The sequence below is a fragment of the Variovorax sp. MSC1_012 genome, assembly GCF_023667525.1.
GTDB classification, from domain to species: Bacteria; Pseudomonadota; Gammaproteobacteria; order Burkholderiales; family Burkholderiaceae_C; genus Variovorax; species Variovorax beijingensis_B.
On the sequence record NZ_JAMOZJ020000002.1, the window covers coordinates 383,457 to 396,926 of the forward strand.

General features: G+C 61.8%; 10 protein-coding genes. 4 read left to right on the plus strand and 6 right to left on the minus strand.

Annotated features, from left to right (window positions below; all coding sequences use genetic code 11):
* Positions 1–21: 21 nt before the first annotated feature.
* Together L1081_RS27160 and L1081_RS27165 are read right to left on the minus strand one after the other, a co-directional pair.
* Positions 22–474 (minus strand): hypothetical protein, encoded by a 453-nt coding sequence (locus L1081_RS27160; RefSeq protein ID WP_489417731.1) that lies wholly within the window; start codon positions 472–474, stop codon positions 22–24.
* Complete coding sequence (locus L1081_RS27165; protein WP_489417732.1) at positions 474–4,967, minus strand: RHS repeat-associated core domain-containing protein; 4,494 nt, start codon at positions 4,965–4,967, stop codon at positions 474–476. The genes L1081_RS27160 and L1081_RS27165 overlap by 1 nt, the downstream gene beginning before the upstream one ends.
* Before the next feature lie 839 nt (positions 4,968–5,806).
* On the opposite strand from L1081_RS27165, the gene L1081_RS27170 reads away from it, so the two are divergent.
* Positions 5,807–6,022: a hypothetical protein gene (locus L1081_RS27170; protein WP_489417733.1), complete on the plus strand. Its 216-nt coding sequence runs from the start codon at positions 5,807–5,809 to the stop codon at positions 6,020–6,022.
* Between the two features lie 68 nt (positions 6,023–6,090).
* Here L1081_RS27170 and L1081_RS27175 read toward each other — a convergent pair whose 3' ends face one another.
* The 4 genes from L1081_RS27175 to L1081_RS27190 form a co-directional block, all read right to left on the minus strand.
* Positions 6,091–7,305: an MFS transporter gene (locus L1081_RS27175; protein WP_489417734.1), complete on the minus strand. Its 1,215-nt coding sequence runs from the start codon at positions 7,303–7,305 to the stop codon at positions 6,091–6,093.
* A 31-nt stretch (positions 7,306–7,336) separates the two neighbouring features.
* On the minus strand, positions 7,337–9,196 hold the full coding sequence (gene arsN2, locus L1081_RS27180; RefSeq protein ID WP_489417735.1) for an arsenic resistance N-acetyltransferase ArsN2: 1,860 nt from the start codon (positions 9,194–9,196) through the stop codon (positions 7,337–7,339).
* Positions 9,197–9,500: 304 nt separating this feature from the next.
* The gene (locus L1081_RS27185; protein ID WP_489417736.1) at positions 9,501–9,824 is read right to left on the minus strand and encodes a metalloregulator ArsR/SmtB family transcription factor; all 324 of its coding nucleotides are present in this window, start codon (positions 9,822–9,824) and stop codon (positions 9,501–9,503) included.
* A 452-nt stretch (positions 9,825–10,276) separates the two neighbouring features.
* Positions 10,277–11,176 carry a LysR substrate-binding domain-containing protein gene (locus L1081_RS27190; RefSeq protein WP_489417737.1) on the minus strand — a complete coding sequence of 300 codons (900 nt, stop codon included), beginning with the start codon at positions 11,174–11,176 and terminating at the stop codon, positions 10,277–10,279.
* A gap of 99 nt (positions 11,177–11,275) precedes the next feature.
* On the opposite strand from L1081_RS27190, the gene L1081_RS27195 reads away from it, so the two are divergent.
* The 3 genes from L1081_RS27195 (at position 11,276) to L1081_RS27205 (ending at position 13,436) form a co-directional block, all read left to right on the plus strand.
* Complete coding sequence (locus L1081_RS27195; protein WP_489417738.1) at positions 11,276–11,605, plus strand: nuclear transport factor 2 family protein; 330 nt, start codon at positions 11,276–11,278, stop codon at positions 11,603–11,605.
* A complete protein-coding gene (locus tag L1081_RS27200; RefSeq protein WP_489417739.1) occupies positions 11,602–12,384 on the plus strand; it encodes an oxidoreductase in 783 nt (260 codons plus the stop codon). Before L1081_RS27195 ends, L1081_RS27200 begins: the two co-directional genes overlap by 4 nt.
* A 272-nt stretch (positions 12,385–12,656) precedes the next feature.
* Entirely contained in the window at positions 12,657–13,436 is a 780-nt protein-coding gene (locus L1081_RS27205) for an alpha/beta fold hydrolase (protein ID WP_489417740.1), read from the plus strand.
* Positions 13,437–13,470: the final 34 nt, after the last annotated feature.

Below are 13,470 nucleotides of genomic sequence, written 5' to 3' on the forward strand. Positions count from 1 at the left end.
AACCGCAGAAAGCCGTGCAGTTCAAGAAGATTTTTTCTCTGCTTCGATGCTCACGAAGACCTCGTCAGTGGGTTGATCCCAGACAGCACGCGCACGGTCGATGCCCCCCTCAAATTCAACCGCCAGCTTGGCGTTCCAGCAATTGGCGATGACATCTGCCAGTCCGCGAGCTTGATCTACAGAAAGATCGTCGAAGAGCCCGGTCACCTCGAGCAAATTGCTCCAGTACTGCGCGGACATGGGATCTGTAGCAAGCAGCGACGCATGCCTCTCCGGTTCGTAAAGGCTCTTCACGAACGTCTTGCCATCAACCAAGAGAAAATCTGGCCAAAACAACCTGGAGAACTGAACCACAAAGTCAACTGGCAAGTTAGCGGCTTTGTACATCGTCTGAACGTAGTCGATCCCCGTGACATGCTTCGGTGAATTGATGCGTTCGAATGCTTGGTATGAATTGTCCGATTGAGTGCTCATCAGTTCCTCGGTACTTCCTCTGGCTGGGCGGGACGCACTCGCCCCTTGTCAATGAAAACTCGGCCGTCAGGCGACGTGTTTGTGCCCCACTCCTTGACGTTAGGCCGAGGAATGCCCCCATGATCCTGGCCTGATCCCCGATATTGTTTCCCGGTTCCGTCGCCATTGTGCGTGGTGTATTGCCCGTCCTTGCCAGGAGACTCGATGATGGAGTGCGGCCGCTCATCTGCATCGGGCAATGGCGCAGGTGGTTGATTTCGCGACTTACCCCCGGTCGAGAACATTCGATCACTGATTCCCTTGCATAGGTCGAGGATCAACCCCGGGATCGTGAAATCAAGGGGTGAAACTGGCCTGGGTTGAGGCCACGAAAGCGCCGGTGGTGGGATGGGAATCCCGTCCAGATCATAAGAACTGCCTTGCGGAACTGGACTTGGACCAACCGGAATCGGTATGCCACGCGGCCCACGTACGACCGTTTGCAACCCTCTCGGATCAGTCCCGCCAAGCGGATTTCCATCAACATAGTTGAATCGGTTCCATCCGCCCACCAAACCTATGGGGTCACCTTGTTGATAGCGGCCAGTTCGGGGATCGTACGAACGGAAGTAGTTGTAGAAAAGTCCGGACTCTTCATCGGCATACTGTCCCGGGTACCTCAGGTTGAACTTCACCTCGGCGATGTTTGTGGTGCCCGGATTGGGTGTCGTCTCGAGATTGGCGAAGCGGTTCCTCGCCAGAGTCGGCTTGTCCTCGCCGAACGCGCTGTAGCTCCACTGCCAGACCGCCTGTCCGCTCGCATTGGTGAGTTTTCTTGGCGTGTTCAGATGGTCACTGTGTATCGCGTAGGTAGCGCCGTCGATCACCGCAGCAATCGGCATCGGCCCATTGGCCGTAGGGAGGTAGATGTACTGCGCTTGGCCAGCACTGTTGGCACCACCACTGCCCGTTTCCGAGAGCAACGCGCCAGCCTCGTCATAAACAAAGGCAAAGCCCAGTTGCTCGGCCTGAACGGTTGCCGGTGTCCATTCCTTCGCGAAGAAGGCGCTCAGTGCAGCACCCGCGGTCCCCTGCGGGGGATAGACCGGTTCGGTCTTGAACAGTCGCTGGCCCAAGGCGTTGTGCGCGTAGCGGACGGTGGGGCTGCTGTCCGTCGCGCCGGTGGTTGCCGTCTTCAGCCGTCCTTCGGGGTCGTAGGCAAAGCTGCGCAGACCATCGTTCGTGAGATCTCCATTGGCGTTGTAGCCATAGGTCACGCCGGTGGTGATGGTGCCCACGGTCTGGCTGAAGCCCGTGAGTCGGTTGCTGCCGCTGCCCACCGTATAAGTGCGACTGGTGGTCTGACTTCCGATGCTCCGCGTGCTGCTGCTGCGATTGCCGTTCGGGTCGTAGCCGAAGCCCGCGGTGTCGCCGGTCGCATTGAACCCGGTGATGCGCCCGACGGCGTCATAGCCCACGGTCCAGGTCACGTTGGCATTGGCGATCGTGCTGTTCGCAGGATTGGTGTCACCCGGCTTGTAGAGGTTCTGGGTCAGGCTGGTGATCCGGCCCGCGGCGTCGTAGACGTAGCTGCCGAACTCGGTCGCGGTCAGCCGACCGGCGGTGTCGTAGGTCCGGCTTGCAGAGAGAGCGGGCGACGCGAAAGCCCAGGTCCACGCGGTCGGCTGGCCGAGCGCGTTCCAGGCGATGCCCGTGAGCAGCGGCTGGGCGTTCCAGTCCACCCCTGTCAGGCGCCCCGTGGTGTCATAGGTGTACAGCAGCAGGCTGCCGTTGGGGTAGCTGATGGTGGCGAGGGTTCCGTTTGCATGGTAGCCATACATCACCTGTTGCACGCTTCCGCTCGCCAAGGTCTGCTGTTTGACAGCCACCCGGCCAAAGGCATCGCGGGTGTAGGCGGTGGTGCCGCTGCGGTCCGTAAAGGAACTGAGATAGCCCCTGCTTGCGGTCGTCGCGTCATAAGTCAGCGTGGTCGTTCGGCCATCCGCAAAGAGCAACTGGGTCGGACGGCCGAGCGCATCGCGGGTGATCGTGGTTGCCTGTCCCAGCGCGTCGGTGATCTGCTTGGGAAGACCGAGGGCGTCGTACTGCGCGCTCCCGGCCCCCGTGTCGGCGCTGGCTTCGGTGGTCGAGTTGCCCAATGCATCGCGCGTGTAGCTGGTGGCAACGCCCTTGAAATCAGTAGCGCTGGTGACGGAATCCAGGGCGTTGTAGGCGAGCGCGGCAGTCGCGTTCGCAGCGTTGGTGATGATCTTCACACGACGCAGGCCATCGAGCCCGTACTGCGTGGCCTGATTCAGGCCGTTGGTCTCGGAACTCAGTTCGCCGTTGGCGTCGTATCCGAAGCTGTTCGTCTGGTTCGGCCCTTCGGTCTTGCCCGACAGGCGGTTGAGGTTGTTGATGGTCCGCACGGCATTCCAGGCGACCGCACCACCGCTGTTTTGGAACTGCTCGCCCGTGCGATTGCCCATGGGGTCGAGCGTGTAGGTGCCGCTCTCGCCGCGGTTGTTGCTCCAGCCAATCAGGCGGTGCGCGGCGTCGTACGTATAGCTCAGCACGAGTCCCGCGGGCAGCGTGACCGTGTCGACAGCGCCTGTTGATTTGTAGGTCAGCGTGGTGGTCTGCTGGCCGGCCAGTCCGGCACCGACCGTCTTGGTCAACAGACGATCCCGGTTGTCGTAGGTGTACGTGGTGACGAGACCGTTCGGCGCCGTGACGCTCGTGACCCGATTCGCGCTGTCATAGGCATAGAGGGTCGCGTGGCCCAACGCATTGGTCACTGTCGTGAGGTTGCCGTACGTGTCGTAGAGATAACTGGTCACCGCGCCGTTCGGCTCGGTGTGCGTGTCGGCCAGGTGTTGTGCGTTATAGGTCCACTGCCAGGTTCGTGTGGTGTTGGGCGAGGTGGCCGTATCGGTCACGGCGCGACTGAGCAGATTGCCGTTCGCGTCATAGGTGTAGGTCGTAATGCGTCCGGTCTGCGTGACTGTGGCAGGAAGCCTGAACGTTGGATGCCACTGCGTCGTGACCGTCTGCGCTTCGGGAGTCCCGGATGCCCGCACCACGGTCGTCGGCAAGCGACGCACCGGGTCCCAGGTGGTGGTGGTGACCACGCCCTTGAAATCGGTCTCGGAGGTCACGAAGCCGTTGCCGTCCTGGGTGCGGGAGGCCGCGTCGGTGCCGCCGCTGCCGGAAGGCAAGGAACCGCCGGTCACGGCCAGTGCGCCCTTCGTGGTGCCGTAGCTGTAGCTGCGGCTCGTGCCGAGGGGATCGATGACGGTCGCGGAGTTCGCGGAGGGGTAGCTCACCTGGTAGCGGTTCACCGTTCCCGCAAGTTGCGTGTCGACGGCACGGCCTTGGGCGTCATAGCTGAAGGTCGCGAAGCGTGCGCCGGTTTCATCCAGGATGCCCGTCAGGGCTTGCGGATACGTCGCGTTCTCGTAGACATAGGTGCGAGTCTTCGTGTCGGGGTACGTGACCACAGACAACCGTCCCGCGGCGTCATAGGCGTAGGCGATGCTCCGCAGATCGGGCGTCGACACGGATGCGAGCAGCCCATTTGCGTTGTAGTTCAGCGTCAGCGTACGGCCGAACCCATTGGTGATGGTCGCCAACTGCCCCGCCGTGTTGTAGGTATACGCGGTGACCCATCCGTTGCGCTGCGTGAGGGTCTGCAACTTGCCGTCGGCCGCGAACACCAATGTCGCGTCATCGTCGGCGCGGCGGTATGACCAGGTGCCATTGCCCGCCTGCACCAGCGTGTCTGCGCTGTTCGTGGTCGTCCAGTTGGTGGCGCCCGAGGGCTTGGTGAATGCCCGCAGTGTGCCTTCTGCGTTGTTGATCGCGACCGACGTGGGATTGACGGCGGGAGTGAACTTCAGGACTGTCGCATGGTTGTGAGCCCAGGCCTTGCTCAGCGAACCAGCCGGACGGGCTGCATCGGCGCCCCACGTGCTGCGATAGGTGCGCTGGAACGAAAGCGGCGAAGGCCCGCCGTCGACGAAGTCGAGCTCCGAGCGGTACTTCTCCGCAGTGGCCGGAAGAATGGGGGCACCAAACATGGCACCGTCATCACGGCGGCACGATTGCTCGGGCGCCGCGCACTTGCCCGTGATCGGATCGACCAGCGAAGGGTCGCACGCTGGCGCCGGCTCCTCGAGTGGGCCGTACACCAGCGTGTCGACCACCTCCACAGGCAGCCAGACGTTGAACTGCCGCTTCTCGATGCTCCCTCGGCAGATCCGCTCACCCAGTCCCATGTCGGGTCCGGTGTAGGCATTGCTGTATCGATGCGGAAGGGGACTGGTGGCCGTGTAGCCTGCCATGCGCCGCTGCAGCTCGCCAATGATGCAGGCGTCTTCAGGGGTGGGGTAGTGGGTCTGGCTCGTGTCATAACGCGAGTCCAGCCAGTAGCTCGCGGCGCTCGCATGCGTTCCGAAGGTCAGGGCCAGAAAACCCAGGCTGATCCACAGCCACTTGGCAATGCGCGATTTCATCGACCCACTCCTCGCTATTTTTTTGGACGAGGCGAAGCGCGGCCGATCCTGCGCCAGAAAGCTGCGCGGATCTGTCATGCATCGCCCTCAAGGCATGCAGGTCGTGCGTTGATGCTGCGTGATGCGTCGCCTTTGCGCATGGCTCGCCATGGCAACTGACGCTCCCTCCTTGTGCATCCCTGCCCTCCCGGCAGCACCTTCTTTGGTCTTGAGGCCATCGAAGGTGGGCGCAAGATACGCGAGCGCTATTCAATCTACAAATGCAGAACTAAAGACACATTGTGTTTCATCGGGGCTTTGGAATGGTTAAGTTGTCTCGCCCGTTGACTGAATTCTTTTGGCTGCTCCGGCCTTCCAGCTGCCTCAGCAAAGGAAGCAAATCGTTTTGCCTGCCAGGCGAATTCAGGATGACTTGCCAAGTGGATACCTTTCAACTGCGATCGCGATCAACTCTCGGAAGCCAGCTTTGCAGCGAAAAACGGACTGTCGCTGCTCAAGGCTAGACTTCCGAATTCGGCCAGGAGCGGAACTTCACGACGCTCTCTCATTTTGATTCCGTCTGCAGTGTTAAGGGATGGCTACAGAGGCCCGAAGAACGGGTTTACCCCTGCCTCCAAGCAAAAGTCGTAGTGCATCGTAGATGGCATGCGCCAGCTAACGATCGCCGTTCCGCGGCTACTGCACGCATCGCTTGAACGATGCTTGGAGCACGGGCCCAAGTAGGTCCGTTCGGCCCACCGGCAGCCGAGGAAGGCTGGGATCCGAGTAGCCATATCGCCCGAAGCAGTTCCGCAGTACAGTGGTTCGACGCCCAGAAGAGCGCGTCGAGGCGGACCTACATGACTACCTTCATCCTGCACGTTGATGCCGAGATGGACGCGCTAGAAGTGGCCGAGATTCTCGACAGAATGGGTGTGACCGAACACGACTGCGTGGCACTGCGTTTGCATCGGGCGGACGAAACGTTTTGGGACTGGTGCATGTGCGGCACCAGCGAAGAGATGGAAGCTGCGCTTGCAGTGCTCGAATCGCAGACCGTCTCGAACATCCACTGATGCCGCCATCCTCTTAGCGCGGCGGCCTCATCTCGTCGATCCAGGGCTCCGGGCGTGGAGCCCAGCGCTCACTGCCCGGGTCCCGAAACGGAGACTCGCGCCTGCGGGGTGGCCGCACGCGGCATCATCATCAAGGCACCAAAGGCCAGCACACCGAGCGCAGCCGTCAGCCAGAGTGCCCCGACGCCCCAGCGGGCTAGACAAAACCCGAACAGTGCGGGTGCGAGGGCTTGGCAGATACGCGCCGGCACCATCAGTAAACCTTGCCTGGCACCATACCCCCGTGGACCAAATAGCGCTAGGGGGAGCGTACCTTTCGCAATGGTCAGGACACCGTTACCGGCGCCATGCAATACCGCGAAGAGTGCTACAGCCGGTGCTCCCGCCACTAGCAGGATAGCAGCCCCTATTGGATGCGCCAGCGCCGCTATGCGTGCCGACGACAACGGGGATAGGCGACGCAGAAAACTAAACTCGAGAATACGACCCACAACCTGCGCCGGGCCCACCAGGGCACCGATGCCCACCGCGACGGCAAGCGAAGCACCGCTGTCCTGGAGGAGCTGGGGCAAGTGCGCCGCCATCGCCGTACTGCTGAACCAAGTGATGGCGAAGACCAGCGCCAGCAAACCGGCGGCCAACCTTGGACGGTCGACCAGCTCGAGGGTTGCGGGTGGAGTGCTTTCAACATCCTGAGACTCAGCCCGCATAGAGGGTTGGACCATCCGTGGGACGGACCAGTTCAGCGGGAGCCCGATGAAGAGATGCATCGCAGCCCAGCCAAGGCATGCACCGCGCCAACCAAACTGCACCTCCATCAGCGTGGACAATGGCCAGCCCACCGTGCTCGCAAATCCTGCAATCAGCGTAATACCGGTGATGGCGCCTCGAGCGTCGCGGCCATACAGATGCACCAGGGCCGCAAATGCGGCCTCGTACAAGCCGCTACCCATCCCCACACCGATGACGGCCCAGGCGGCGAACAGGCCCCAAGGTCCGTCTGCTATGGCCAAGCCGGTCAAGCCCACCGCAAAGGTGAGATTGGTGGCCAGCAGCACCGGGCGACCACCCCAACGGTCAATCGCATTGCCGGCGACCGGCCCGATGAAGGCGGAGACCACCAGCGCCAAAGAAAACGCCATGAAGGTCGTCGGGATGGAAACTCCAAGGTCTGGGGCCATCTTGGGAGCCAGCATCGCCGGCAGGTAATACGACGAAGCCCATGCAAGGGTTTGCGCCGTACCCAGTGCCGCGACGGTTCGCGCACGGTGGGAGTTATGCATGGCTTGTTGTGAGCGGTCGATAGGTGGAGCCTCAGCAGCAAGCGGTTTTAGCGGGTGCCGGCTGTTTTGCAGGTGCACTACAAGACTTCGGTCCGCATCCGGCAGCGACTTCCTTGGCATTCGGTGCCAAGATTGCAGATGGCGTTCCACGAGTTGCACTTGCGCTGACCGCTTGGTCGACGGTATCCAGGCTACAGACCCCAGTTTGAGGAAGCTCCAACTCCACGCGGTCGGCCGCGTCCAAGTCTCCTGCAAGCGCCGCCACGACGGAGCGCGCTTGTTCAAAGCCGGTGGCCATAAGGAACGTTGGCGCACGCCCATAACTTTTGACCCCCAAGGTGTAGAAGCCGGGCTCGGGGTGGGCCAGCTCGCGGTGACCATGGGGGCGCACCGTTCCACAGCTGTGCAGGTTGGGGTCAATGAGCGGGCCGAGCGCTGCTGTTGACTCCAGCCAAGTGTCGAGCTTGAGCCGTAGCTCGCGCGTCATGTCCAGGTTCGGACGCTGTCCCGTGGCGCAGATGATTTCGTCGAAACCAGCGAATTCGCTTTCTTGACCGCCCGCATCCAGGCCCACCACGGTGATGGCACCGTCCTCTCGTCGCAACCCCGTAATACGCAAACCGGCGATGAACTCCAGGGTGCCAGAGTCATGCAGCGCTTTCACCGCGCCGCCCAACTGACCACGGGCTTGCAACGCGTCTGCGGCGCCCCCGCCGAAAACGCGTGTGAGCACCGGGGATCGAACGCTCCAGGCGAAGCGTGTCTCAGGCGCCCGTCGTGCGAGCTCCGCCAAGGCGAGCAAGGCGTTGGCCGCAGAGTGGCCAGCACCAACCACCAATGTGCGCTTGCCTGCATACCGTTCGCGTTGCGGCCCAAGTACATCTGGGATACCGTAAAAAATGGACTCTTGCAGTTCAGTCTCACCCGCCGCCGGCAATCCGTTTGCGCCCAAAGGATTGGGGGTGGACCATGTGCCGGTCGCATCGATGACTGCTCGGGCGCGAAGCTCCACCGGTCGGTCATGTTGCACGGCCTGAATGACAAATGGCGCCTTGTCGCGACCCGCTGACTTCACTTTGTCGAAGCCCTCGCGGCTGACCGAGACCACGCGAGTATTGAGTCGCAACATCTTGGCAACTTGGGGCAGAGCGGCAAAAGGTGCAAGCACCATCTCGACCACCTCACTCGCCAGTGGAAGCTCCGTGGCCGGCGGCTCTGCCCACCCGGTTGGCCGTAGCAACTCGGCCATCGCGTGGTCGACGTTGTATTGCCAGGTCGAGAAGAGACGCACGTGACCATAGTCCAAGAGATTGGCGCCCACTTGGTCGCCCGCGTCCAGTACCACGGCGTCAATGCCGCGCTGTATGAGTCTGGCTGCGGCGGCCAGGCCTGCGGGTCCGGCGCCGAGAACAGCGACTGGCAATCCGTCGCCCATAAGCGATGTTTCCTGCAGCGTGACGGACATCAATGCGGCGCAAGCAGGACAAGCTCCTTGGAACTCCGCGGACGCCTGCAGTGCTGCGGGGATGTTGTCACGGGTACCGCGCTTGAATCCAAACTGCACAAAATATTCAGGCGCAGTCACTGTGAGCAGAAAAACTTTCGCAATCTTGCGTCGTTTGGCCTCTTCTAGCAGGCGTGAAACGAGTACCTTGCCAATCCCCTGACGCTGCAAAGCGGGAGCTACCGCAACGGAACGCAGTAGTGCGACGTCACCGTAGACCTCGGCTCCAGCGGTCGCCACCACATTACTGTCACGCGTGGCGACAAGGTATGTGGCGAGATGCGTGTGTGCACCTTGGAGTGGCAGGTTATTCGCCTCCAGCAGCGCGGCAATGGCGGGCCAGTCTGTACTGGCTGCGGGACGAAGAGAGAGGTTCAAGTTCGACATGGTTTTTCCTTCCGCGGGATAAGACAGACAAAGAATTCCCTCGCGCCTTCAAGAGGCACGTTAACAAGGAGGATTCGGATGGCGTGGCGAACGAGTCCCTACATCGCCCAAGAAGGAGCGAAGCGGTATATCGTTTGCCAGGGAGTTAGGTCACATGCGGAACGGTCGCCATCGCAGGTGCGCGCGGCGAATCCAAACATGTCGGGGGTCGGACGACGCACCACGGTCGCGAAAACTGCCGACACAAGCCACCTCATGCCATACGACCAACTGATGATGGGCAGAGGTTTTCATCTGGTCGACCTCAGCACGCGCACTCGGAGGCTTTTGGGCTCTCGAGAGGTTGCCCCGAACAGCAGTTAGCCATCATGAATGAAATCAGGGCGTTCATCTGGTCGTACGCCGCACGGTAGGTCAGGCTGCGACCCTCTCGCTCCTGCGTGACGAGCCCTGCGTTGTTCAACTCTTTCAGGTGAAAAGACAGCGTCGCAGCAGGCACCTCGAGCAACTCAACGATGGCGCCGGGGGTCATGCCCCTCTGCCCGGCAACCACAAGTGCACGGAACACTTTCAGCCGCATGGGCTGGGCCAATGCTGCTAGCGCCTTAATGACTTCATTTTCTTCCATGATTCCATTGTTATGGAAAAATAGATAAGTTGCAACACGAACTTGGTATTGGGTGAGGCTTTAGACGAGCTGCCTGAAATTTGGGCGGCTGCTTTGGAGAAATCTGAACTACCGCTTCGGGCCCATACCGGCTGTCCGACTTTTCGGAAAGCGGTCGTTCATTCTGGCCGGTCAGCGCGCATCGTTGGCTGAGTTCCAGCGCCTGCTCATCGTCTGGTAGTAGGCCTCTTCGGGCCGTTCAAAAGAGGCACCTGCGAAGTCTGACAGTGCTTGCGCCAATGAATCGCTCACAAGTAGGTGGCCGACGGGGACGGAGACGCCAAGGCCAGGCCGGGGCCGTTCAGCACCACGATCTCGCCTCCCTTGGCTGGCGCTCGGCACAAACCTTTCAAGGGTAGAGATGTGCTGGAATTTCTGAATCTCAAAGGCGAGTATTCAGAACCCGACCTAGCTCAGGGAGCTTTCTCCAGCATGCAGTCTATGAAGGCGCGCAGCGCGGCCGGAACGTGGCGCCGGCTGGGGTGATACAGGAACAGCCCTGGCCTTGCAATCGACCAGTCGGCAAGAACCTCCACCAGGCGCTGCTGGGCGAGCAGCGCATCGACTCGTTCGCGATCGAAGGCATAGGCGATCCCCAGTCCTTGCAGTGCAGCAGCGACACCCATGTCTGAATGATTGGTGACCAACGGTCCGTCCACCGCCACTTCGGTCCGCTTGCCCTTCTTTTCGAACTCCCAGCGGTAGGCACTCCCGTCGCTCTGAAGTCGCCAGTTGATGCAGGCGTGGCCTTGCAGATCGGACGGTGACCGCGGTGTACCGCGACGCTCCAGATAGTCCGGGGATGCCACGGCCACCATCTTCACATCCGGCGTCAAGCGCACGGCGATCATGTCCTTCTCCAGCTTGCCTCCGACGCGGATGCCAGCGTCGAATCGACCCGCAATGATGTCGCTCAGTCCGTTTTCGACCACGATGTCCAGTGTGACCTCCGGGTGCGCCCGGTGAAACCGACCCAGGCGGGGGCCGATCACCGTCCAGGCGGCCATCCCGAGGGTGTTGATGCGCAGCGTGCCGCGCGTCTGACCTGCCATGGCGCTCGCTTCGTTCACGGCATCGGCCATGTCCTGAAAGAGCGGCGCGATGCGCCCGTACAACTGCCCCCCGGTCGCGGTGGTGGCAACGCTGCGGGTCGTGCGATTCAGCAAACGCGTACCGAGCCGCGTTTCCAGCTGTCGGATGGTTTGACTCAGCGCGGAAGCAGACAGCCCCAGATGCTCCGCGGCGCGGGCAAAGCTCGCACGTTCCACCACCGCGGCAAAAGCCTTGAGCTCGGCAAATTCCGCTCCGCGCATTGTGTATCGTCCTCTACATAGCTCGTGAAGATTCTAGAAGATTCACTTATTGGTGTGCGACGCGCATCCTTGCCACTTCACTTCCGAGGCGTTGTCACCATGAGCACCCCGACCCTTCCCGATCCCATCTCGGCCTACTTCGTGGCCGACGCGCAGAGCGCCGAGGCACTGGCCCGATGCTTCATTCCACTAGCCAGCGTGAAGGATGAAGGCCACACCCACACCGGCCGCCGCGCGATTCAAGAATGGAAGGCCGCCGCAGCGGCCCGGTACGGGGACAAGGTCGAGCCGTTTGCGCTGCATCAGGAGGGGGGAGTCCAGGTCGTTCGGGCTCACGTGGCCGGCGATTTCCCCGGCAGCCCGGTCGACCTTCAGTATCGCTTTCGCCTCGAACGTGGCCTGATCGCGTCGCTGGAGATCACGGCATGAGCTTCGATCTTCAACTCCAAGGGCAGCGAGCGCTGGTCACCGGCGGTACCAAGGGTGTCGGCGCGGCTGTCGTTCAAGGTCTGCGCGGTGCCGGCGTGCAGGTGATGGCCACGGCGCGCTCCGCGCCCGCGTGGTCGATCGGGGACGTAATCCATGTTGCTGCCGATCTTTCGACGGCCGAGGGCGCCGCCAAGGTCGCGCAGTCGGTGCTCGACCATTGGGGCGGCGTCGACATCCTGGTCAACGTGCTCGGCGGCTCCAGTGCACCAGGCGGCGGCTTTGCAGCCCTTGATGATGCGCGCTGGTTCGCTGAACTGAACCAGAATCTCATGCCCGCCGTCCGACTCGATCGCGCACTGCTGCCCGCCATGCTCGCGCAGGGTTCAGGCGTCATCGTCCACGTCAGCTCGATCCAGCGCCTGCTGCCATTGCCGGAATCCACGACCGCCTATGCGGCGGCCAAGGCGGCGTTGTCTACTTACAGCAAGGCGTTGTCGAAAGAGGTGACACCCAAGGGCGTTCGCGTGTTGCGCGTGTCGCCGGGATGGGTCGAGACCGAAGCGTCGGTGGCGCTGGCCGAGCGCCTTGCCGACCAGGCCGGCACCGACTACGAGGGCGGCAAGCGGATCATCATGCAATCGCTTGGCGGCATTCCGCTCGGCCGGCCGGCCAGACCGCAAGAGGTCGCTGACCTGATCACGTTCCTTGTGTCACCACGGGCGGGCTCGATCTCGGGTTCGGAGCACTTGATAGACGGGGGAACCGTCCCGACGGTCTAGGCGCGCCGGGTCCATCGGCAGCTGCATCTCGAACATGAAGCAGGCCAGCGGCCCGCGCATCCCGCGAGGGGTTGTTCGTGTGCGCCCCGATCTCGGATGCGCCCATCGTGCCGCACATCTTTATTGCACGATTTCGTCAATCTGCACAACGCCGTTTTGCAGAAGTGCAATCTGTAGGCTTAAACATCTGACTTTGTGGCCATTTTCGCAACCCTGTTCAACGCTTTTTTTTCTACCATTTTCAATCTTTCCATCCACTGCTCGGGCCCCCCATGAACTCACTGATTCGCAAGCTTTTCATCGCCGCTGCGACCACCGCCAGCATCGTCGGCCCCGGTGGCGGCGCACATGCGCAACAGGTGCAGGCAAAAAATGTTGTACTGGTGCATGGCGCCTTTGCCGATGGTTCGGGCTGGCGGGGTGTCTATGACGAGCTGATTAACAGAGGCTACCGAGTCACTATTGTTCAGAATCCTCTGACTTCGTTGGCCGACGACGTGGCGGCGACCCAGCGGGCGCTCGCCCGCCAGGACGGTCCCACGATCCTCGTCGGTCACTCCTGGGGGGGCACGGTCATCACCGAGGCGGGCACCAACCCGAAGGTGGTCGGTCTTGTCTATGTCAGCGCTCTCTCGCCCGACGCCGGCGAGACCACGAGTGAGCAGTACGTCGGATTCAGTGCCCCCGACTTCGTGATCGACACGCAAGCCGACGGCTACGGATTCGTCAGTCTGGAGAAGTTCAAGATCGGCTTCGCCGGTGATGCCAGCGATGCGGACGCCGCGTTCTTGCGTGACTCGCAGGTGCCGATCAACATGTCGGTGTTTGCGACCAAGCTCAATCACGCCGCATGGCGAACCAAGCCAAGCTGGGCGGTGATCGCGACCGAGGACAAGGCCTTCGACGTGCGGATGCTGCACAAGATGGCCCAGCGCATTGGTGCCACGGTGGAAGAGGTGAAGGCAAGCCATGCGGTCTTCATGACCCAACCGAAGAAAGTCGCCGACGTGATCGATCGTGCCGCCAGGCAAGCGGGGCGCAAGGTCCCATGATGCCATTGAATGCAAGGCAGTCCGGCTTCAGCGG